Annotated in this window: 19 protein-coding genes and 1 tRNA gene; 6 read left to right on the top strand and 14 right to left on the bottom strand. The window is 68.4% G+C overall.

The window, feature by feature from the left end; translation table 11 throughout:
* Positions 1–139: 139 nt before the first annotated feature.
* From ACFYTT_RS30500 to ACFYTT_RS30465, 8 genes are all read right to left on the bottom strand, one after another.
* Positions 140–1,738 (bottom strand): YfjI family protein, encoded by a 1,599-nt coding sequence (locus ACFYTT_RS30500; protein WP_387264394.1) that lies wholly within the window; start codon positions 1,736–1,738, stop codon positions 140–142.
* Entirely contained in the window at positions 1,735–2,511 is a 777-nt protein-coding gene (locus ACFYTT_RS30495; protein ID WP_387264392.1) for a DUF6884 domain-containing protein, read from the bottom strand. The genes ACFYTT_RS30500 and ACFYTT_RS30495 overlap by 4 nt, the downstream gene beginning before the upstream one ends.
* Complete coding sequence (locus tag ACFYTT_RS30490; protein ID WP_387264391.1) at positions 2,508–3,656, bottom strand: bifunctional DNA primase/polymerase; 1,149 nt, start codon at positions 3,654–3,656, stop codon at positions 2,508–2,510. Before ACFYTT_RS30490 ends, ACFYTT_RS30495 begins: the two co-directional genes overlap by 4 nt.
* 4 nt (positions 3,657–3,660) lie before the next feature.
* A complete protein-coding gene (locus tag ACFYTT_RS30485) occupies positions 3,661–3,951 on the bottom strand; it encodes a hypothetical protein (protein ID WP_387264389.1) in 291 nt (96 codons plus the stop codon).
* A 376-nt stretch (positions 3,952–4,327) separates the two neighbouring features.
* Complete coding sequence (locus ACFYTT_RS30480; protein WP_387264388.1) at positions 4,328–6,547, bottom strand: cell division protein FtsK; 2,220 nt, start codon at positions 6,545–6,547, stop codon at positions 4,328–4,330.
* Positions 6,548–6,637: 90 nt separating this feature from the next.
* A complete protein-coding gene (locus tag ACFYTT_RS30475; protein WP_387264386.1) occupies positions 6,638–7,426 on the bottom strand; it encodes an ABC transporter permease in 789 nt (262 codons plus the stop codon).
* Positions 7,423–7,797, bottom strand: coding sequence for an RRQRL motif-containing zinc-binding protein (locus ACFYTT_RS30470; RefSeq protein WP_387264385.1), 375 nt, complete (start codon positions 7,795–7,797; stop codon positions 7,423–7,425). The genes ACFYTT_RS30475 and ACFYTT_RS30470 overlap by 4 nt, the downstream gene beginning before the upstream one ends.
* Positions 7,797–8,042: a DUF6284 family protein gene (locus ACFYTT_RS30465; protein WP_387264383.1), complete on the bottom strand. Its 246-nt coding sequence runs from the start codon at positions 8,040–8,042 to the stop codon at positions 7,797–7,799. The genes ACFYTT_RS30470 and ACFYTT_RS30465 overlap by 1 nt, the downstream gene beginning before the upstream one ends.
* A 408-nt stretch (positions 8,043–8,450) precedes the next feature.
* On the opposite strand from ACFYTT_RS30465, the gene ACFYTT_RS30460 reads away from it, so the two are divergent.
* Together ACFYTT_RS30460 and ACFYTT_RS30455 are read left to right on the top strand one after the other, a co-directional pair.
* Positions 8,451–9,317 carry a GntR family transcriptional regulator gene (locus ACFYTT_RS30460; RefSeq protein ID WP_387264381.1) on the top strand — a complete coding sequence of 289 codons (867 nt, stop codon included), beginning with the start codon at positions 8,451–8,453 and terminating at the stop codon, positions 9,315–9,317.
* Complete coding sequence (locus tag ACFYTT_RS30455; protein ID WP_387264379.1) at positions 9,314–10,009, top strand: HAD family hydrolase; 696 nt, start codon at positions 9,314–9,316, stop codon at positions 10,007–10,009. The genes ACFYTT_RS30460 and ACFYTT_RS30455 overlap by 4 nt, the downstream gene beginning before the upstream one ends.
* Positions 10,010–10,132: 123 nt before the next feature.
* Here the strand turns inward: ACFYTT_RS30455 and ACFYTT_RS30450 are convergent, their stop codons facing one another.
* From ACFYTT_RS30450 to ACFYTT_RS30440, 3 genes are all read right to left on the bottom strand, one after another.
* Positions 10,133–10,891, bottom strand: a complete 759-nt coding sequence (locus tag ACFYTT_RS30450) for a hypothetical protein (RefSeq protein WP_387264377.1) — start codon at positions 10,889–10,891, stop codon at positions 10,133–10,135.
* A gap of 226 nt (positions 10,892–11,117) precedes the next feature.
* Complete coding sequence (locus tag ACFYTT_RS30445; protein ID WP_387264375.1) at positions 11,118–12,506, bottom strand: PIN-like domain-containing protein; 1,389 nt, start codon at positions 12,504–12,506, stop codon at positions 11,118–11,120.
* Between the two features lie 10 nt (positions 12,507–12,516).
* Positions 12,517–14,499, bottom strand: a complete 1,983-nt coding sequence (locus ACFYTT_RS30440; RefSeq protein ID WP_387264373.1) for an ATP-binding protein — start codon at positions 14,497–14,499, stop codon at positions 12,517–12,519.
* 541 nt (positions 14,500–15,040) lie between these two features.
* Here ACFYTT_RS30440 and ACFYTT_RS30435 point away from each other — a divergent pair.
* Positions 15,041–15,147, top strand: a tRNA-Ser gene (locus tag ACFYTT_RS30435).
* A 228-nt stretch (positions 15,148–15,375) separates the two neighbouring features.
* On the opposite strand, the gene ACFYTT_RS30430 is transcribed toward ACFYTT_RS30435, so the two are convergent.
* Entirely contained in the window at positions 15,376–15,534 is a 159-nt protein-coding gene (locus tag ACFYTT_RS30430) for a hypothetical protein (RefSeq protein ID WP_161595086.1), read from the bottom strand.
* A gap of 150 nt (positions 15,535–15,684) precedes the next feature.
* Here ACFYTT_RS30430 and ACFYTT_RS30425 point away from each other — a divergent pair, with 150 nt between their 5' ends.
* Entirely contained in the window at positions 15,685–16,218 is a 534-nt protein-coding gene (locus ACFYTT_RS30425) for a YbhB/YbcL family Raf kinase inhibitor-like protein (protein ID WP_131057881.1), read from the top strand.
* A 131-nt stretch (positions 16,219–16,349) separates the two neighbouring features.
* On the opposite strand, the gene ACFYTT_RS30420 is transcribed toward ACFYTT_RS30425, so the two are convergent.
* Entirely contained in the window at positions 16,350–17,060 is a 711-nt protein-coding gene (locus ACFYTT_RS30420; protein ID WP_131055928.1) for a class I SAM-dependent methyltransferase, read from the bottom strand.
* Between the two features lie 210 nt (positions 17,061–17,270).
* Between ACFYTT_RS30420 and ACFYTT_RS30415 the strand changes: the two genes are divergently transcribed.
* The gene (locus ACFYTT_RS30415) at positions 17,271–19,097 is read left to right on the top strand and encodes a hypothetical protein (RefSeq protein ID WP_387264371.1); all 1,827 of its coding nucleotides are present in this window, start codon (positions 17,271–17,273) and stop codon (positions 19,095–19,097) included.
* Positions 19,098–19,100: 3 nt separating this feature from the next.
* On the opposite strand, the gene ACFYTT_RS30410 is transcribed toward ACFYTT_RS30415, so the two are convergent.
* Positions 19,101–19,883, bottom strand: a complete 783-nt coding sequence (locus ACFYTT_RS30410) for a hypothetical protein (RefSeq protein WP_131055934.1) — start codon at positions 19,881–19,883, stop codon at positions 19,101–19,103.
* A gap of 277 nt (positions 19,884–20,160) precedes the next feature.
* Here ACFYTT_RS30410 and ACFYTT_RS30405 point away from each other — a divergent pair, with 277 nt between their 5' ends.
* Entirely contained in the window at positions 20,161–21,675 is a 1,515-nt protein-coding gene (locus tag ACFYTT_RS30405) for a peptide deformylase (protein ID WP_131055932.1), read from the top strand.
* Positions 21,676–21,770 lie beyond the last annotated feature (95 nt).

The raw sequence follows: 21,770 nt of genomic DNA, 5'->3' as shown, positions 1-21,770 counted from the left end.
TCTTCCGTGTACTTCGATGGACGCCCCAACGGGGACACCCCTTCCTCTGGACCAACATCCAGTCTCAGGGTGTCCACATCTCAGGGGGAAGCCCAACCGGGTCGACCGGCGGCGGGTTGTCAACGCCTGTCAACGGCTGTCAACGCCCCCCGTTGACACCCTCGCGGGTGCTCTGAGCTGCGGAAACGTCGGCGTCGGGGACGATTGTCAACGTGTCAACGCCTTCGGGCACCTCAGCCACGGCGCGCGGGTGCAGCTCGTACCGCCCGTCCGGCCCGTTGCGGACCCACCCGAGGGCGGCCAGTTCGGCGAGCACCGCCGACACCTCGTCGGACTTCGGGAGCCGGCGCGACACGCGGCGGTGTAGCTCCCGGCGGGTGAAGGTGGTCATGCCCTTGGTGGTGAGCACCCCGAGCACGTACCGGGTGTTCTCCATCGCCGCATCGCTGCCGATGGTGGTGAGCGCGGCCCGGTAGTGCGCGGCGAAGAACTCTGCCAGCCTCACGGCGTCGGTCATCCGGTCGGCGTCGATGGGGCGTCGCCAAGCGTCGGCGGGGTGGTGCGCGACGTGCAACAACCCGGCCAGCCGCAGCGTTGCTCCGGAGAGCTTGTTGCCCCACTCCCGCATGTCGTGCAGCGTGCCGCCGGGGCGTAGCTGCGCCTCCACCTCCTGAGCGGCGGCCAGCCGCACCCGTCCCGCTTCCGGGGTGAGGGTGACGACGGCTGGGTCTTCCCACTCGGCGAGGGTGGCGGCCAGGTCGTGCACCGGGTGCCGGTAGCCGGCCGTCACCGCCTCGGGCACCGGCTCCGTGTCGACCAGCCGATACCCGGCCAGCGAGCGGGGCAGCGCGAACAAGAACCGGGCAGGCAGGCCGCGCCCGGCGAGGTCGGCGTTCCCGCCGAACTTGCGCAGCACGGTCGGTTGCGCCATGACGCACACGGTCAGCGCCGGCTTGTCGACCGAGGCTCCCTCGCGGGTCTGCCGTTCGTTGCTCATCGGCTGTCCCGCGTGGCCTTTCAGGTAGGGGTCGAGGTTCGGGGCACCGGAGTACCTGCCGGCGAGGGTGTCGAAGATCCCGCCTTCATCGCTGATGATCGCCATCCGTCCGCCGTTGGCGGCCATCAGCCCGATGAGGGCTTCCGGGGTGGCGTCGTCCACGATCAGCCTCGGGAGGCCGGGAACGGTGATCGCCTCGGCCGCGATCGCAGCGGCTACCGCCTCGGCGGCGGCCTCATCGCGCTTGCCCGGGTCGCTGGCCTTCGCTGCTTGCGCCTTGGCCTGTTCGGCCTGCCGGTCGGCGATATCCCGCAGCGCCGCCGCTTCCGCGATCCGAGGTCGCATCGCCTCACCCAACGTCGACTGAGCGGCGAACAGCGGAGCGGTCATCGCCCGGTGAACAGGTGACTTCCGCTCCCCGGGGCCGGCGATGACGGCGGCAAACACATTCACGGGCTCTCGCCACCCGCCGACCGGCTCCACCTCCAGGCGGCCACCCGCGCACGCGGACAGCACGGCCACGGCCAGAGTGCCGGCCATCGCCGGATCGGTCTGCGTGAACCGGGCGACGCCGGTCACCATGTCGCCCAGCCACGCGGGGAACACGTCGACCGGGAACGGCGGCGGCACGGCGGACGGCCCGGTCAGGGGCACTGGAACATCCCACAGCGGCCCACCCGAGGCCGGTGCGTCGGTGGCTTCCGGATCGTCGGTGACGAGGTGAAGGCGGGCGGGCGTCATGCGGCACGTCCTTCCGGTATCGGTGCGGTGCAACGGGGATCGGTGACAACCGGGGTTGTCGCCGTGCGCGCCAGCTCGGCGAGCACGGCCATCTGTTCGGGCATCCCGCGCGTGCCGTCGAGCGGCCGGCGGGCGTGCGGCCACACCTCCGTCATCACCGGGTCGGCGTAGTCGCGGCCGGCGAGCACGGTCACGGTGCCCGCCATGTCGATGCCGAGGCGGCGTGCTTGCGCGTACAGGGTCGGTGCGGTGACGGCACCGGGTTGGCCCATGCGCAGCTCGTATGGCTCGATCACGGTGTCGGGGGTGAGCAGCCCGTAGCGGGCGGACAGGATGACCAGCCGCCCGCCGAGGCGGTCGGCGGCGCGGCGGCAGGCGCGGTGGTAGCTGCCGGTGTACATGCGCCCGGCCGGCGCGGGCCGGTCGAGCTTCGCCCCACCGCACGGCACGATCACCACCGCGTCGTCGCGGCCCATCACGCTGCGGCGCATCCGGGCGTTCACCGCGTCGGCGTATGCCTTGCTGGCCGCCTGCCGGGTGGTGCCCATCGCCCGGCCGACCTCGGCGTACGACCATCCGTCGTTGAGCACGAGGTCGACCGCGATCCACTCTCGGGCTTCCCGGCACGCGGCCTCCACTGCGGCCAACGCGGCGAGGATGTCCGATGGCGTGCGGGCGGCAGCGAGCGCGGCGGCGTGGTCGGCGACGTGAGCGGCTGCGGGGTGGAGCTGGGGCGCGCGGTGACAACTGCGGTTGTCGCCGGGCCGGGTCACGCGGCCACCTGCCGGGGTCGCTTGCTGCCGGCGGCCAGCCCGGATCGGATGGTGCGGGCCGTCTCGACGTGGCCCAGCCCGGCCCGTGCTGCGGCTTGTTCCAGCACGCTTTCGGCGTCCTCGGCGGTGAGCGACCCACCGGCGGTGAGTTGCCCGAGGGCCACGGCGGCGACGTAGAGGCAGCGATTGCGCTCCCCTGCCGGCGCGGTGGTTACCCGGTCGGCTTCCCGGGTGATCGCGGCCCGGACGTACGCGCCGCTGCGGTCGGTCGGCAGCGACACCACCACCGGCCGCTGCGGCGGAAGCGGCGCCGGAATCAACCGGGCGGCCAGCCACCCGGGCAGCGGCGCGGGGTCGGTATCCAGGTCGACCCGGTAGGGCCGTCCGGCCACGGTGCTGCCGGCCGCGACCACGTAACCGCCATGCGCCCGGGTGTCGACCAGCGGGCCGAGAGTGCCGGCCGTGTTGCGCAGCGCCGGCCCGTCGTCCGGGTGGCGGTAGTAGAGGTGGGTACCGCCCCGCCCGGTGGTCACCGTGTACGTCGGTTCGATGACGGTTCCGTGCGCGGCGGCCAGCTCAGCGAGGGTGTCCAGCCCGGTCGGGCCGGTCGTGCCGTCCTTCGGGGTGTCGAGGTCGACCACGACCAGCCGCGACGGGCCGCAGGCGAGGCCGATGCCGTACGGGCGGGCCGACCACGCTCGGCGGATGCGGTCGGGGTCCCAGGTGGCGCGGGGTTCCCACCCGAGGTGGTGGCCGGCGGTGCGGCAGCGCGGGTCGCGGCCGGTGCAGTCGTCGCCAGCGTGGTCGGGGAAGGCGGGTCGCTTGTCGTCGGGGCGTAGCGGGAAGACGTGCCAGCCGCGTGCGGCGTGCGCGAGCGCGGCGGTGAGCAGCGGGTTATCGGGCATGGTGCGGGTCCTCTCCGGTGCTGCGGGTGAGGTGGCGAGGCGAGCGGCTTGCGGCCGGCCGTGTGTGCGTTCGTGTCGGCCCTGGGCACAGGCGGCGCAGTCGCGGCGGCGTAGCAGGACGGGCCGGCCGCTGCTCGCGTTGTCGGCGGCGAGCAGCCGGTTGCAGATGTGCGGGTATGCCTCGGCGTCGGTCACCGGCCGGCCGAGCACCGTGCTAGCGACCAGCCACCGGGCGGCCACCGGGTCACCGCCTCGGGCGGGGCCGCGCAGTGATCGCTGCCCGAGTCACCGCTTGCCGCAGGTCGCCGAGCAACCCGACCAGTTGCCGGCGGGCGGCCAACTCGGACGGCGCGAGCGCGACCCTGACGCGGACCTCGGCGTGTTCGCGGCCGGCGGCGGTGCGCACCCTGACCAGGACGGCGCGGGAGCGGCCGGCGACGTCGACCACGATTTCGTCGGATCGGTGCTCGCCGAGGTTGCAGCGGTGGTCCTTGCCGCACCACTCGGTGTGCCCGTCGCGGGTGCGGCGGTTCATCGGTTCGCCTCGGCGCGCAGCCGGTGGAAGTGGTTGTAGACGCGTCGGCCGGTGCGGAGCCGGTGGCCTCGGTCGCAGCGTCGGCAGGCACGCGGCCGGCGCAGGACGCGGGTGGTGATTCGGCCGGTGCCGGCGCACCGCTGGCAGGTTTTGACGGGCTTAATCCAGCACAGCCCGGCGTAACCGAGGGTTATCAGGGCGGGGATCGCGGCGAGGGTGATAGCGGGGGGTCCACAGGTGCCTCCTGGGCCGATTTTTGGGTGCACGGGGCCGTGAGCTGCTATCTGCTAGGCCGCAGCTCATGATTCGGATCGGGTGCTAGCGAGGGTGCTAGCGCTAGCAGGACAGGCCGCTAGCGCTAGCACCCTCACAGTGGTTAGCCGGCGGACCGCTTCCGGTCACGCTCCGCAATCGCGGCGAGCACGTCGGGGTGCTTGATGCCGCGCCGGGTGGTGGCCTTACCGTCGATGCGCCGGCCCACGTCGCCGACCTTCACCAGCGGGTGCGGCTTGAGCGCGGTGGTGAGCTGCGCCGCCTCCCACCCGCCGTACACGTCGGGCCGCAGCTCGGCCAGCAGCGCGCACAGCGTCTCGTTCCACACCGCCTTCTCGTCGCCCGGCCACACGCGCGCCAGGTCGCCGAGGACGTCCGCGACCGGGGCCACGTCGCGGGTCTGCTCGTCCAGCTTCGGCAGCGTTCCCGCCGTGGTCCGCAGCGCCACCGCGCGGGCCACGATGCGGGCGGCGGCGGTGGTGTCGACGTAGAACGACCGCACCGCCGACGCCTTCGCCCCGAAGCCGCGCAGGATGCCCCACCCGGCCTCAACGTTCGGCTGGAAGACCGTCGCCCGGTAGCCCTGCTTATAGGCCGAGGTGCCAAGGATCATGTCGTTGGCCGTCTGGTCAGCCACCGACAGGCAGAATCGGGAGTTGACGTTGCGGGTGATCCCGGTCGGCAAGCTGTCCTTGTCCGGGATCTGCGTACCGATCAGGATGATCACGCCCAACGCCCGACCGAGCTTGATGACCTTTTCCAGAATCTCGCCGGCTTCCTTGCCGTACTTGCTGGTCATCAGCTCTTGCAGCTCATCGAACCACGCGACCAGCGGGTGAAGGCCCGACCCCTTGAGGCTGGCCAGTTCCGGCGTGACCTTGTTCTCGGGTGCCTTGCCCAACCTCGCGTAGTGCTCGATGCGCTTGGACCGGCGGCGGCACTCTTCGTACAGCCACTCGATGAAGGCGAAGCAGCGGGCGAGGGTGTCGTCATCGAAGCCGTTGCCGTACTCGGCCATGACCGGCTCCAACACCGCGAAGTCGCCAACGCCCTTCAGCTCGTAGCCTCGGATCTCGGTGCGGGCGTCGAGGGCGGCGGCCAGGATCAGATCCCGCAGCGCGAACGTCTTGCCGGAACCGGGCTGCCCGCCGAACAGGAAGTTGCGGAACATCAGGTCCACCGCAACCGTGTCCAGGCGGGGCGTGGTGGCGAACGGGAACGCCTTGAACACGTCCACCTTCGCCGACTCCGACAGCAGCGGCCACGCGGGTTGCTTCATCTGCGACGCCGGCTCATAGCCGACCCACAACGCCAGCCGGCCCGTGTGGCCCGGTGCCGGTTCGGGCCACACCTGGTCGAGGGGTAGCCGCATCGCCGAGGCCAGCCGGCCGCGCCGGGCGACCACCTCGGCGGCCTCCACCCCGTACGGCAGGTCGACCACCGCGAGGTGCCCGGGGCCGTCGCGGTGGATGTCGACCGGGAAGCTGATCGCCTTCGGGTCCTTGGCAACCGCGCTGTTGATCGCGGCCATCTGCAACGAGGTCAACGCCCGGCGGACCAGCTCGGCGGTCAGCTTGCGGTAGCGGGTGCCCTCGGTAACCCGGTCGGTGAGCGGCTTGTCCGCCGGTCGACCGAGCGTGGCCAGCAGCGGCACCACCACGGCGAGCGCGACCCACCGCCACCACGGCGGACCCATGGCCAGGACGATCGCCCCGGCGATGGTCACGCCGGCACCAGCGGCGAGCACCCACCACCGCCACACGCTCTGGCGCTGCCGGCGGGCGTCCAGCTTGAGCCACACGTCCGCCTCACCACGGGTCGCGGCGGCCTGCCGCAGGTGCCAGTTGCCTTCCTCGGCGGTGGCCCAGTGCACCGCCCGACCGAGGCCGCGGAACAGCCCAACCGGTGCCCACACAAGGGTTTTCGCCGCGTACTTCGGCAGCCGCACCGCGTGGTACGCGGTGACGTAGCCGGCGTCCTTGCTCTGGTGCCGCGCCGCCGCGCGCAGGCCGCGCCACGAACGCGCCCACTCGGCCAGGATCGGCCGGCGCTCCCGCTGCCGGGCCAACACCTCCGGCGGAATGTCCTCGGCCGCGTCGACCAACCCGCCGAGGCGCTCCGGCCCGTCGTCGACCGTCTCGGCATCCTCGCCGGTGTCGTCCTCGGCGGTGTCGTCCGCCTCGGCCGGCGGGCGGGGGCGCGGCACCCGGCGGGCGCGGGCATCGTCCAGGTCGACCACCTCGGCATCCGGACCGGCGGTGGTGGGGTCGGTCAGGTCGTTCTCTGCGGCCTGCCAGTCGAAACGGTCATCAGGGGCAGTCATGATGGGGGTTCCTCCAACGGTCGGGAGATCGGTAGGGGACCGGCGGCGCGGCGCAGGTTGGGAAGCCAGGGGCCGCGCCGCCGGGCGGAACTAGTCGTGAGTACGAACGAGGTGCGCGAGCGCGGCACCCATGCCGAGCACCGCTACCGGGAGGCAGGCCACGGCGGTGGTGATCCACCACGGGGCCGAGGTGACCCCGGCGGCCTCCAACAGGTGGTAGGCGACCTGCCCGAGCGCGCCGATCGCGAGAGAACCGAGAGCGGACCACTTGGCAAACCGGCGCGCTCGCTCGGGCACCCGACCGGACAGCCACACGTACAGGGCGTACGCGCCGTACGTCTCCACCCCGATCGGCAGCGTGATCGCCGAGTTGATGGAGAAGCTGTCCCAGATGCCCGGCAGCGGGTGCACGATGCCGAACCCGGTGAGTCCGCCCAGCCCGACCCAGCCGGACCAGATCGCGACGAACGCGGGCAGGGCCAGCAGCACCACCGGCCACACCACCGCCGACCGGACCGGCGCGGGCGGGGCGGGCGTGTCCGGGCGACTGACCGGCGCGACCTCGGCCGGCGGCGTCGGCGTGATCTCCGGCGCGGGCGTCGGGTCCGGTACGACCGGCGGCGCGGGCTCGGGTGCGGCCGGCGCGGGTGCCGGGTCCGGGGTGGCCGCCTCGGCGGTGTCGGCCGGCGGCGCGGCGGGCGTGGCCTTGAGCAGCGCCAGCAGTTCCCCGGCCTTCGGTGCGCCGATGCGGAACTCCCGCATGAGCCGGTTCCGCGACGGGAACACCTCGCCGTCCGGCAGGTCCAGCGCACGGGCCGCCGGAAGCAGGTCCTCGATCGGTTGGGGGTAGCGGGTGCCGTTGATGGTCGGGGCGGTCATGCTGCGTCCTCCTGGGGGAAGGCGCACGCGAGGCATTCGCCCAGCGAGCGCGGGATGAAGTACGGCCGCACCGTGTGGCAGGTGCGGCAGGTGCGGCGGGCCGTGAGCGCTTTGCCGATCGCGGCGCGCTGCGCGGGGGTCGCGGTGCGCTTCGGCGCGGCCAGGTCGACCCGGTACAGGTAGGCGGTGCGGGTGCCGCCGACGCCGCGCCAGAGCACTTGAGCGGCGATCGGCTGCCCGCCGGGGCGCAGGCCGGCGGCGGTCAGTTGACGGCGGGTGGCGTAGCCGGGCGGGGCACCCTTCCACCAGTAGGTGGGGATGCCGTACCGCGCTCCGTCCGGATCGAAGTAGGCGGCGCGGATGCGGGCCATCAGGCCGCGCGGCGCGGGTCGGTGCGGGTGGCGGTGTCGGTGGCGGCGCGGGTGACGCGGGCCTCGGCCCGGCGCACCCGACGCCAGTCCAGCTCGGTCGGGCCGCCGTGGTCCTCGGCGTAGAGCAGCGTGATCTCGGCGTCCAACAGGTCCAGCTCGGCCGCGATCAGCGGCCACTCCGCCTCGATCGCGGCGAGGTCGGCGGTGGTCGGTTCGGCGGTGACGGGGGCGAGGTGCGTGCGCACGGGGGAACCTCCGGTGAGTCGATGAAGTGGGGGAAAGCCCGGGGGTGCGACCAGATCGGCCGCACCCCTGGCGAACAGAAATCGAGAGGCAGAAGTCCATGCCGCGCGCCAGATCCGGCCCGCTCGCCCCGCTCGCTCGGGATCTACCGAGGTCGGCCACCGTGTGGCTCAAGGCGGGAATGCCGCAGACGGATCTACGCGGCGCTTCTGCTGTGAAGTTCTCAACGAACGACCACGCGACCGGTCCGTGAGCGCGCAGCGCAATGCGCTACCTTCTCCGGCTTCCGCTCGGCTTGTTGTGCCTGGCTAGCCAGGTCCAACGAGATGAACGTAGGCCGGCTTGGCTAGTCAGGTCAAAAGAGCGTGGCGAACTTTCCTAACTTGGCTAGTCAGCGCTACCGTGAGCGGGTGAGCGAGAACCTTGACTTCCTCGGCGAGCTGGATCCCGACGACCCCAAACAGGCCTCGCAGCAGATCGCGAACAAGCTGCGGGCGGCCATCCTCACGCGTCGACTCGCGCCCGGCGACAAGCTGCCGTCGCAGCCCGAACTAGCCACCCGCTACGGCGTGGCACGAGAGACGGTCAAGCGAGCCTTGGACCTGCTCCGGGCAGAGCGGCTGATCGTGTCCCGGCAGGGCAGCGGCGCGTTCGTCCGCGCGCAGACACAGCGGGCGGTTGAGCTGCGTCCGCACATTGAAGCGTCATTTGACCGACCTCACGTCACCATCGACTTCGCTGGATTCTCCGGGGAGACGCTGCGCGACGCGCTCGCCGAAGCACTCGACAAGGTGCGCGTCGGCAGGCTCGCGCCGGACACGATCGCTGTGCGGGTCCTAATCTCCGACATGGCCGCACCGATGGCGCTGCCGTCGCGGGCCGAGACGCAGGCAGACGACCCAGCAGTACGCGAACGCGCGGAACGGATCACCCGGCGGGTGGCAGACGGCATCATCGATCAGGTCGCCGAGTTGGGCGACCTCGGCCTCATCCGGTCAGCCACCGTTGATGTGCGGATGCATCGGGCATCTCCGCTGTTCAAGCTCTATATCCTGAATGGCGAAGAGGTCTTCTACGGCTTCTACCCGGTCGTTGAGCGCACCGTCTCGATCAAGGGCGAGCCAATGGCGATCTACGACCTCATGGGCAAGGACGTGCCGCTGTTCCACTACGCGGTGACCGACGACGACACCTCGCACGGGACGCAGTTCGTGGAGGCATCCCGCCAGTGGTTCGACTCGGTGTGGTCGACCATCGCTTACCGGTACGACGGATGAGCCCCGACCTGGGCCGACTGCTCGGCGAGGTCGGCGCGGTGCTGCTCGACTTCGACGGGCCGGTGTGCAGCATTTTCGCTGGCTACCCGGCCCCGCAGGTCGCCGCCGAGTTGGTCGACGTGCTTAGGCGGCGCGGTGTCGACGTGCCGCCGGACCTTGCCAGCGAGCCCGACCCGCTTGAGGTGCTGCGCCGCACCGGCGCGACCGGCAACCACGACATCACCCGGGCGGTGGAGGATGCGCTCTGCGCGGCCGAGCGCCGGGCCGTCGAGACTGCTGAGCCAACACCGTACGGCCGGGAGGTCATCGTGGCTGCCCAGCAAGCCGGGATGCCGGTGGCGGCGGTCAGCAACAACTCGGCCGGCGCGGTGAGCGCCTACCTGACGGCAAACCGGCTCGCCGCCTACGTCTCGCCGGTGGTCGGCCGGGCGTACGCCGATCCGGACCGCATGAAGCCCAACCCGGAACCGATCCTGCAAGCCGTGCGCGCCCTTGGCGAGGCGGCGAGTCGGTGCGTGCTCATTGGCGACTCTCTGTCGGACATCGACGGAGCGCGGGCAGCGGGGGTACGGGTGATTGGCTACGCGAATCGTCTGCCCAAGGTTGAGCAGTTCTGGGCCGTCGGAGCAGATGCAGTAATCACGAGCATGGGCGAGATCGCTAGTCTCCTGATGGAGCGCCCTGGTGGCTGAATGTAGCTGAACTTAGGCGCTCCGGCCGTCGAGCCTGAAGCATCAGGCTAAGTGCCTGGTCTTCTCTACCCAGCACGGTTCTGCATGGTTCGCGCGGCAGGCAGCCGCAGATTCGGCTTCAACTTAAGAGGCAAGTAGATCCAAACCGAATCCCGTAATGACGATCGCTACGGCACTCCAGCGTATTCCAAGTGCCGGCCGCGTTGCCGCTAGAGCTGCAGCCAAGGGGCGCACTATCCCGACATCGAAAGCGGCGCGTGCGGCAATAGAAGCGGCTTGAAGTGACGCAATAAGAACCCCAGGTAAGAGCCAAGCTACGATAATGCCGACTAGGAAAAGTGGTATCTGATAAATGTGGAACCCGTCATTGCTGCCTTGTTCCGGGTTTGGCCCGGAGTAGTTCCCGGTAGCGATGGCATAGAGCAGCAGGGCTGGAGGCGCTAGAAGTGCGAGGGCACCCAACGCGACCATAGTCCAGCGGTCAATCGGATACTTGGCGTCAAAGCGTTCCCACGCTCGTTCCGTCTTGAGGGCTCGTTCTTGCTGCGCTCGCTCGTGGTCCCTCGGTTTCGCGAGCAGGGCATCTTTTCTGTATCCCTCAATCTGTGCCAGGTAGAGCGCGAATGCGAATGGTAGTTTGTGCAGTACTCTAACGAGTTTGCCCACCCGTTCAAGGCGTTCGGCGTCGGGTTCCCTGAGGCGGTCTCCCCACCGGCGGAGCCGCTCAGGCCCTAGCAGATCGAAAACGACGGTGAGTCCGCCGAGGAACTGAAGAATTTTGCCAATTCGACCCCACCAAACCATAGACAGCCCAAGAATGTTGATCCTTGATGTGTCGTTCCCGGAGATCCAGGCTCGCAGCAGTTCTTCTAGTGCCTTCATGCTTCCTCAGCGCCGTGGAGTTCGTCGTTCGCAGGGTAGCGAGCGCACGCAAGACGTCGAAAACAGAGCGCACTACTTCGGTGGACGCACCGGACGCGACCGAAGCATGCGGGCCGGAAATTCATAGAGAGCTTCGATCAGATGCCGCACCAGTTGCCCGGCGGGCTCCGCGGCCAGCTGCTGCATTCGGAGCTTGAACGGCCAGGCATCGGGCAGGGTAACGTAACTACCTGTTGAAGCGTGGCCTCAGCGCCGCAACGAGGGCTTCCTTCGCACTCTCAGGATCGTCCGTCTCGTACCAACGGATCGCGCACCGGCCCAACCAGTCCGCAACCTCGGCGGCCGTGGCTGCGTTTTCGGCCGTGTCGAGGAGTTGGCCGACCCGGTCGTGCAACACGGACGAGCCGCGATGACCGGCCAGGTGCTGGCGGAGCCGACGCCGTAGGTGGCCTGTCGATCCGACGTAAACGACGGTGTCTTCATCGAGCACCACGTGAACTCCAGGCGAACTGGGAGCCCTGGCGGCGTTTTCGAAGGTATATGGCTGAGCCTCAGAGAGGCTGGCCAGCAATACGTCCGCGTCTAGCGGCTGTCTGGGCAAGGGCGGCCGCTGGTCGACTTCCTCAGAAACTCGGTCTACCTCCTCGTATGTGCCCTCCCCAAACTGAGCACCGAGGAAAGTCTGTGCGCCGTGAAGGAAGTCCTTCGGTTTGAGGATCAAAAGTTCGGCGTTTGATCGAGCCTGCAGTTCATCGTGTAGTGCCGGCCATGGGCGAACCGGTTGCCCCTTATCGTCTTGCTCGTACCAGTCTTCTTTCGTATCTCGGGAGACAAGAAGTACGCGGCGCGGCTGGGGCAGCGTCGCGGCATGGCGAATGATCTCCTCCCATAGCAAAAAATCCCCCGCCTTTGCGAGATCAGTTCCCTTGCCCTGGTCCGCAAAGCCGGGTGGAATGCGGTTGGGGTATCGGTAGGTCACGGCATGGTGAACCAGTTGTCGTGTCTCTTCCTCGACAGGTGGATCGCCAATCCGGTTTTCAAACAATTCGGCGATCTGCGGAAGCAAGGGGTCCTTCGCTCGGACATGCTGCAGGGTGACGTTTTCCGCGTTCCGGAGCGCAGAGAGCTGATTGGTAAGCGACTCTCGCCACTCCTTGAGCGCCGATTGCACGGCAGCTTCACTGATCTCGGCAACGAGGCTGTCTGCGGTCTGGTCGTCGTGCGCCATTTCCCGCAATAGGTAGGCCACCTCGTTGCGGGCTTCTATAACCGTTCTCGTTGCCGACGCGAATCGATCTTCTACGATTCTTCTCACTGCGCTCAAGTTACTTAGGCGTCCCTGCACCGCCTTCTCTCGATTCCGGACGAACTCTAGGCCCACCTGATGAGGCAGCCAGAGCCGTTGTTGTTGAGCAACCATCCGGAGAGCGGCGAGGACCTGGTTGCGCGGCTCCTGGGTGTATCGGTATAGGTCCAGCAGCACATTTGCATCGAGAACGACAAGCCCCTTGGTGAAGAACGGCCTGTGCGCGCTTTTAACCGCCGAGTCCTGGCCAGATGAAAGCCATGCTCGGTAACGGGTAAGCATCAACGGGTTATTTGCGGCGTCGCCCATTCACTGTCCCCTAGTTCCGCTGACCGAACAGGCTGGCCAGGACGTGGCGTAGTGACATCACCTCGACTCGGTGCTCACTGTTCTCGAGAACCAAGAAATGTGTGGCGCCGACGAAAGTGCGCTCTCTTGCGTTTGCCTTTGTGATGGGCTCGAGGCCGTAACGCTCACTTGTGATGCCTGACGCCAGCCACGTCACCAATAATGCAACGTGCGTGTAATACTTCTTCGATGGGGAGCCGGCTTCGTTCTCGAGGTCGTCGACGAACGAGTTTATGTCTTGCTTGAATTCCATCCACAGTCCAGACAAGGACAGACTGCCGCCGGGCAATTGATGGGGAGTCACGCGCAGTTCGAGCGGGACGTCGTCCTGATCTCCTGGAGTTAGCCGATAGTCGAAGAAGGCGTCGTATCGCCCCTCATTTCCTGGAATGGCTCGGAGCTTATAGCCCGGAAGCTTTCGCTGTGCGAGCAACGAGACGAAGATAGCTACCACCTCGTCCTCCCAGGCCGGGGAACGTTGGAACACGAGTTCGCCAAAGAGGAGTTCGTCGTCTAATGATTCGAGGTCGCTTACTCGTTTCGCTAGCTTGTTGACCTCTTCGGTGGCAGTTGCAAGAGTTGCGCCGCCCGGACGAGTGCCAGTTTCCCGGTCGCGCAGTAGTCGACCGGACTGGGTTCGTAGAAGCCTAAGAAGCTCCCATTCAAGCCATTTCACCAGCGGTTCTACGGCTTGTGGAATAGTCTTTCGGCCAATATCGGGAGAATAGTTGTCGTTGAAGTGAACGAGCAGAAAGTAACGGCGCCGTTCCTGGGGTTGCATGGTCTCAGAGAGGTGGGATTGCAGAGTAGCCATCGGCATACCAACTGAGGCAACCATCACCCCCCCGCTTACCCCGGGCCCCAGGCTCAGTCGTTCGGCGTTGGGCTTGCCGATGAGCTCCCGAAACTGCTCCTCGTAGAAGGTGTTCTTATAGGAGAGGGCGGCATAGACCGATACGCCGTAAGTATTGAATGCCTCGACAATCGCTTGAGAGTCGCCGTCCTCGTCGTTTTCGAGTGCTTCAATCTCATCCTTCAGGAGGTCCCTAAGGGCTTCGTGCGAGCGCTCGACATATATTAGCGAGTACTCCCTTTTGCCGGAGGGGTGGCTCTGGAGCCACTGCAGTTCGTTCGTTTCCTCGGGGTCTAGCGGCATGTGGGGCAGCGGAAACCTAAACTCAGCCGGGTGCATCCCATCTGGATGCTCAACGGAGATATGAAGCGCCTTCATCCAGGATGGGAGCTCACGATTTCTCTGCCCCACGGTCACATTCCCCACCGCAGTAGTAGACCTCAAGACTTGAGCCCACATTTGGGAGGAGTTATGCAAGACGCGATTCAGACTCTTGAGGTTAGTCCGCGCGTCCAGCCCAATCTTGACGTAGGTTCCGCTCTCGTACGTGGTAAGGCCGGGGTGTGTAGCTTCGACCCGAAGGTAGTCGGGTGGCTCCACTAACTTCTTGCCGAGCGCCCAACTGTGGCCACCGCTGATTCGATAACCGACCGCGCTGTCCATATCTGCGGTTTTAGTATGAATCTCAAACAGAGGGTGGCCGTAAGATAGGAACGTTGTGCCGACGCCTTTATGCCCGCGCGTTGGATCGCTAGAGAGGCGTTTATCGGTCACGAACGGCTCGAGGAGGTCCTCAAGTTGCTCTGGCCTTATGCCGATGCCATTATCTAGGATCTCGATGGCGTTCTCATCGAAGTTGAGTTTGATGCGCAAGCGGGGCAGTGCGTCGACGCCTTCACTCTGGGCGTCAAGCTCCTGAGGTCCCCAACGACGTTCAATTGCGTCAATCGAATTCTGGATGCCTTCAGCAAATGCGTCGAGCCTGCCATGATAGCTGTCAATCACACTTCTGACTTGGCTCTGCTCATATGCTAAGCGCAGTCTTGCGTCGGATGGTCCTTTGGACAAGGGATTAAACTTGCCGGGGTATCCGTCTGTCACCGCGTACACCTCACAAGGACCGGTCCACCCTCCATCTTGGAGGGCCGTCCTTGGAATGATAGTGCTTCAGCCCGCATATTCGTTGTACCGCGTAGTGACCGCTTTACGCTAAATGCCGGCTTCTCCTTCGTTGATCTAGGGGTGGGTGGCGGGCTGCGGGTGGGTGCTCGCGGTGGCATGCAAGCATGCGTCAAGAGAAGTCAACCGCAACTTGACGGGTTTACGCGTCAGTCGCCCCGCTCTCTCATACGTATGTACGATCCCGGGGTGCGTGAGCAGGTGTCGCGGGGGTGGAACGGCCCGTGGGGGCGACTCACGCGGCGTGACGTCTGGCTGTCCCCGAGAGGTGCGCTGGCATGTCGTAGCTCGGTCTGGCGACGCCGAGACGGGCAGGGTGCTCCGGTGGGAGTTTGCGACCGAGGACGAACCACGCGCGATGGTTCAGCGGCTGTTGCAGGCCGACGGCGGCCAGTGGCGCGAGCACGGCGGTAATGGAGCCCGTGGCGCGCTTGGATCGTGGGCGGCGGTAAATACCCGGCAAGGAACGCCCGCGGTCCCAAGTTCTGCCAGCTCAAGGGCTTGCGGCGGTCGGTCTTGAAAACCGGTAAGGCAGCGATGTCTTCGTGGGTTCGAATCCCACACCCTCCGCTCACCCTCCACCCGCGCGCTCATTCGGACCCGCACCCGTCCACGCGCCCGCACCCGTCCACGCGCCCCGCCACCTGCCGCGTCACGGGCCTGCCCGCCGCGATCATGGACATGTGGCACGCGAAAAGCTTCTGAATGCCCTTCTTTGTCCCTGCCACAAGTCCATGATCGGCGGGGCGGGTGAGGTGTGGCGGGTGGGGTGGGGTGGGTGGCGTGGCTCGTCGGCGCTCAGCGCTTTGGTGGGCGTACCTGCTGGTTCTCGCGGATCTTCTCGGTGGCGAGCCGGTCCACGGCCCGGCGGCGTTCGTCGGGTCGAGGCTGCTCGTCGTCGCGGTCACGCACGGCGTCTACGGCCGCGGTGACGAAGTCGCGCCAGATGCCGGCCACGGATCTCCCTCGCTCGATGGGTGCCAGGCTGACAACCCGCGTGAGCGGCCTTCGGTTACGGCGGACACCTCGCGTTTTCCTGGTTGGCGCCGCGCGACAGGGTATGAAGGGGGACGCAGAACACCACTTCCACCGGAAGGACCTGTGTCGATGACCCTGGAACGACCCATCGCCCCGGACCCGTACGAACTGCTGCCGACCGTCGCATCGTTCACGCTGACCAGCGACGACGTGCGCAACGGTGAGCCGATGGACGCGGCGCACGCCCACGACAGCACCGGTGGGGAGAACGTGTCGCCGCACCTGGCCTGGTCGGGTTTCCCGGCGGAGACCAAGGGCTTCGTGGTGACCTGTTTCGACCCGGACGCACCGACCGGCAGCGGGTTCTGGCACTGGGTGCTGGTCAACCTCCCGGCCGACGTGACCGAGTTGCCGCGTGGTGTCGCCGAGGGCGACCTGCGGGGGGCGTTCAGCGTCCGGAACGACTACAGCGTGCAGGGGTTCGGCGGTGCGGCGCCGCCGGCCGGTGACCGGCCGCACCGGTACGTCTTCGCGGTGCACGCCCTCGACGTGGAGCGCCTGGACCTCACGCCGGACGCCTCACCGGCATACGTCGGCTTCAACCTGGCCTTCCACACCCTCGCCCGAGCCACCATCCGCCCGACCTACCAGATCACCACCTGACCCCACCCCGCCGACATGGCCGCGTTGATCAAGAGGTTTTGGCCACCGATCCCGACCGGGCGTGGCACAAACTTCTTGATCAACGCGGTGAACCCGCCCGGGGGTGGGGGAGGGGGGAGGCGCAGGGGGGGTTAGGCGGGGGTGCGGGCTACGGCGAAGACGGACTGGCCGAAGGGCGGGCGGGCGACCTGCTCGGCGGCCTTGGTGGCGGGGAGGACGAGGGTGTCGTAGACCTTCACCATCGGGCCCTCCTTCGGCATCAGCCGGAAGACCTTGGTCGCCATGAAGTAGCCGATCAGGCCGAGCGCGTTCGCGTAGTGGATCTTCTCTACCCGCAGACCGGCCTCGGTCATCGCGGCGGAGAGCGTCTTCTTCGTGTAGCGGCGCACGTGGCCGGTGGCGACGTCGGCCGGGCTCATCGCGAACTGGAACGCCGGGACGATGATGACGACCGCGCCGCCCGGGCGGACCAACTGGCCCATGGTGCGCAGCGCCGACACGTGGTCCTCGATGTGCTCCAGCACGTTGTACGACACCGCAGCGCTGTAGTCGCCCCGCTCCGTGTTGGGCAGCAGCATCTGGCGTACCTCGATGGACGGCTGGTCGGCCAGGCGCTCCTTGAGCGCGACCAGCCGGTCCGGGTCGGCCTCGGTGGCGGTGAAGCGGGGGAAGTGCTCGGCCCACTCCAGTGCGTAGTCGCCGAGCCCGCTGCCGATCTCGATCGGGTTGTCGCCCAGGTAGGGAACGGCCAGCTCGACGAACCAACGTCGGTGGTTGACCGCGGTGGCGAGGCCCTCCAGAACCTCGGACTGCACGCGCTGATCCCCAGTGATTTCTGCCATGCGTCGATTCCTCACGATATGACTCGACCCCGCGCCAGGACCGACTGAGTGAACCATCCGCCTGGAGGGCGGGAATATCGGGGCCCGCGGTGGCCGAATTACGGTCGGGTGGCTGCACGATCGGTGGTGGTCAGCGAACTCGGAAGATGTTACGCCAGTGGTCGGAAGGCCGCACGATGGCCCGATACGCCGACTACGCTCCGAATTACCATGACTACTCCTGAATCGGGCCGCTCCGCCGACGAGTCCGAGGCGCCAGGGGTGCCGGTCGGGCCACCGGAAGGCGGCCATCGTCCCAGTTCAGCGCGGTGGAGGGACGTCGCCGCCGTGGTGAGCTTCACGGTGCTCGGCTTCTGGGTCACCGCGCGGATGTGGCTCAACCCGGCCGACGGAATTCGCGACAATCAGACGGATATGGCCCAATTTCAGTGGATGATGGCGCACGGTGCGCGGGTGGTGACGGAATTCGCGTACCCGTTCTCCTCGGATCGGATGAACGTGCCGGAATCCGTCAATCTGATGGCGAATACCTCCGTTTTATCCGTTTCATTGCCGATGACGCCGGTGACCCTGCTGTTCGGCACCCGTACGTCGTTCCTGCTCTTCCTGACGCTCGGGATGATCGCCACGGCCACCGCCTGGTACTTCGTGCTCTCCCGCGTCCTCGTCGGCTCGCGCGGCCCCGCCTGGCTGGGCGCCGCCTTCTGCGCGTACGCCCCGGCGATGGTCTCGCACGCCAACGCGCACCCGAACATCGTGTCGCAGTTCGTGGTGCCGCTGATCGTCTGGCGTACCCTCCGGCTCGCCGAGCCCGGCCGCTGGCTGCGCAACGGCGTCCTGCTCGCCCTGGTGATCGTCTGGCAGGCGTTCCTGAACCTGGAGATCCTGCTGATGACCGCGATCGGTCTCGGTGTGGTCGTGGTGGCGCTGGCGATCGCCCGACCCGACCTGCGTCGACGGACCCGCACCTTCCTCGCCGGGCTCGGCGTCGCCGCCGGGATCGCACTCGTGCTGCTGGCGTACCCGCTCTACGTCCAGTTCTTCGGGCCCGGCGCCTACAACGGCCTGTCCTGGCTGATCCGGGGCTACTCCACCGACCTGGCCTCGTTCTTCACCTACGCCCGGGAGTCGGTGGGCGGCGAGGCGCTCAGCGCGGCCCGGCTGGTCAAGAACCCCACGGAGGAGAACGCCTTCTTCGGCTGGCCGCTGGTGATCCTGGTGGCGGCGATCGTGTGGTGGCTGCGGCGCAACCCGGTGGTGGTCGCGCTGGCCGGACTGGGGCTGGTCTTCGCGGTGCTCTCGCTCGGGCGGGAGATCCGCTTCGAGGGCCGGGGCACCGGGATACCGGGCCCCTGGGCCGCACTGGAGGACCTGCCGGTGCTGCACTCGGTGGTGCCCACCCGCTGGTCGCTGGCGATCACGCCGATCGTCGGGCTGCTGCTCGCCTACGGTGCCGAACGGATCCGGCAGGTCGCCGCCCGGCACCCGGACCGGCGTACCCAGATCCGGTTCGGCACGGCGACCGTGCTGGCGATGGCCCTGGTGCCGGTACTGCCCACCCCGCTGCCGACCAAGCGCCTCGAACCGACCCCGGAGTTCGTCACCTCGGGGGCCTGGCGTCCCTACCTGGCCGGCGGGCGCAGCCTGGTGACCCTGCCGCTTCCCGACACCGACTACGCCGAGCCACTGCGCTGGTCGGCGCAGACCCGGTTGCGGATGCCGATCGCCCGTGGCTACTTCCTCGGCCCCGACACCCGGCCGGGCCGGGACCGGGTCGCCCTGTTCACCGCGCCGCCGCGCCCCACCAGCACCTTCTTCGCAACGATCCGGCGGACCGGCGAGGTGCCGCCGATCACCGACCAGGACCGGCGGGAAGCGGTCGAGGACCTGCGGTACTGGCGGGCCGGGGCGGTGGTCCTCGGCCCGCACGAGCAGGCCGAGGCGCTGCGGACCGGGATGACCGAACTGACCGGCGTGGAACCCACCTACACCGGCGGGGTGTGGTTGTGGGACGTTCGGCCGCTGATCGGAGAGTGACGCTCAGGAGCTGCGGATGCAGCAGCCCTGGCAGACCTTCGGCGCGGGCAGGGTGAAGGCCAGGCAGCAGGTGCGGCGCTGCACGGTCGGCTCGCCGTTGCGGCCCGGCACCAGCTCCACCAGGTCGGCCAGGTCGAGCGCGCCGAGCAGCGTGTCGACCGCCTCGACCGCCGAGCCGGGCAGGCTGTCGGCGGCCCGCAGTACCCCGTGCGCGATGCCGGAGGCCACCGAGCCGAGCAGCGTCCGCGTACCGATCCGGACCTCGCCCTGGATGGCGGCGATCACCGGCGACAGGTGGGCGTCCAGCAGCGTGCCGCGCAGCGCGGTCAACAGGGCCTGCTCGTCGGCGAGCACCCGGACCTGGGGCAGCCCGGACAGGGCCAGCGGGTCGTTGGGCAGGACCGCGATCGGGGTGGACCGACGCAGGCCCAGCGTGATCAGGGTGCGCGGGTCGGCGAAGTGCACGAGAGCCGCGTCGGCGTCGAGCAGCGGCACCCGTCGGGCGACGGCCCAACCGAGCACCACCGGCAGTGCCGCCCAGTAGCTGTACGCCTTCCAGGCGACCGCGGCGGAGGCGTGTGGCGTACCACCCCAGAGGCGGACGGCCGAGCTGAGCAGCTCCGGCACCTGGGCGCCGCTGGTCAGCGTCGTCGCCGGGGCCCAACCCGCCTCGTCCGGCACGACCAGCCCGGCGGCCAGACCGGGCAGCGCGTCGGTGCCGAACATGGCCCGCAGTGCCGTGGTGACCGGGGCCAGCGGTGCGGCCGAGGCGGCGTGGACGGGCAGCACGGCTGTCACCTGATCCACCCCCGTCCGAGACCCCACTGGCCAAACTAAGGCTAGCCTAACCACACTTCCGGTATCCGGGGAACCCGGGAAGAAGGAAAAGCGAGAGGTTCGGATCACTCGACGGGCAGCGGTCACGCAGAGTGTCGCACCGGAGACTCGGGGCAGTATCGGTAGAAATCGCTCACCGGTCAAGGGTCCTGTCGAGAACATGCCAGATGTGTGCGTGATCGGCGACGCAACGTGAAACTTGATGCACCCGGCCACGAGGAAGCTGATGACGACCTCACCGCTCGATCGGGCTGCCGACTCGTTCGCCGCCGAACTCGCACGGCACCGGACGGAGCGGGGGCTGTCCAAGAAACAACTCGCCACCCTGATGGGTTTCGACCCGTCGTACGTCAGCCACGTGGAAGGGCGGCGGCACCGACCCACCGAGGACTTCGCCCGGCGCGCCGAGGCCGTCCTGGAGGCCAGCGGCGCCATCTGGCAGCGGTTCCGGGAGTACGACGACCTGCGCCACGCCCGAGTCGAGCGCCACCACCGGGAACCCGTCCTCCCCGGCCAGTGGATGCCGCCGGGCACCGGACTCATCGTCGAACGCGAGACCGCCACACTCACCCACACCGACGACTCCTACCACTGCGTCATCCGCCGGGAGCTGTACAACGCCGGCACCGAACCGGTCACGCGCTACCTGGTCCGGATCGCCGTCGACCGCTACCCGAACGACCCGGGCCGCTCCAACCGGCACCACCGGGAACACCCGCTCACCTTCGCCGAACTGCAACTGAGCGCACTCCGCGAGGAGTCCGGCGAGCGGGAGGCCATGCACTGGCGGGCCAAGCACGACCGGGACGCCTTCAAGGAGATCTGGCTGCTCTTCGAGAACGCCGACCGCCGCTTCCCGCTCTACCCGGGTCGCCGCGCCACCATCGAGTACGCGTACACCGTCGGACGGGACAAGTGGGGCCCCTGGTTCCAGCGGGCGGTCCGCGTACCCACCCGGTACCTCGCCGTACGCCTGGATCTGCCGGCGGCGCTGGACCCGCAGGTCTGGGGCGCGGAGACCTCGCTCTCGGCGGAGGAGGGGCCGCTGCGCACGGCGGTGACCCGGCGGGACGAGGACGACCGGGCGATCTTCGACTGGGCGACCGACGAGCCGCCGCTGAACGCCCGCTACCGGATGCAGTGGCGCTTCCGCGCCGAACCGGAGACCGAGCCGGAAGCCGGCCGGGTCCGGCCGTCCGACCGGATGCGCGGACTCGGTGTCGTGCAGCGCGGCGCGGACCTGCTGCGGCAGCCCGCCCGACCGTTCGACCTGCCCCGCGAGGAACACGCCGCCCGCGAGATCGTCGACCGGCTGGTCACCGCGATGGCCCGGCTGGACGAGATCCACCCCTTCACCAAGGGCGTGGGCGTCGCCGCGCCACAGCTCGACATCGGTCGCGCGGCGGCCGTGGTCCGCCCGCCCGACCGCACCGCCGAGCCCGTCGTCCTGCTCAACCCCCGGGTGGTCGAGGCCGCGCCGGACACCGACGAACAGTACGAGGGCTGCCTCTCCTTCTTCGACCACCGTGGGCTGGTGCCCCGAGCGCTGCGGATCGACGTGGAGCACGCGCATTTCGACGGCGGACGGGTGATCACCTCGTTCGAGTTCGGCATGGCCCGCCTGGTCGCGCACGAGATCGACCACCTGGAGGGGCGGCTCTACGTCGACCGGATGGCGCCCGGCGTGCCGCTGGTGCCGATCGAGGAGTACCGGGAGACCGGGAACCCCTGGCGCTACTGACCCCTGCCGCCTGCGCGGGTGGCGCCCCGCGCCAAGGTGTGAACGGCGGACTCATGATCCGTCGGTCACGGGCTCGCGGGAGGCGCCACCGCGCC

It is taken from the genome of Micromonospora sp. NPDC003816, assembly GCF_042874705.1.
Classification (GTDB): domain Bacteria; phylum Actinomycetota; class Actinomycetes; order Mycobacteriales; family Micromonosporaceae; genus Micromonospora.
Note: the sequence above shows the minus strand (reverse complement) of the source record. Positions and strands in the feature narration are given on the sequence as shown.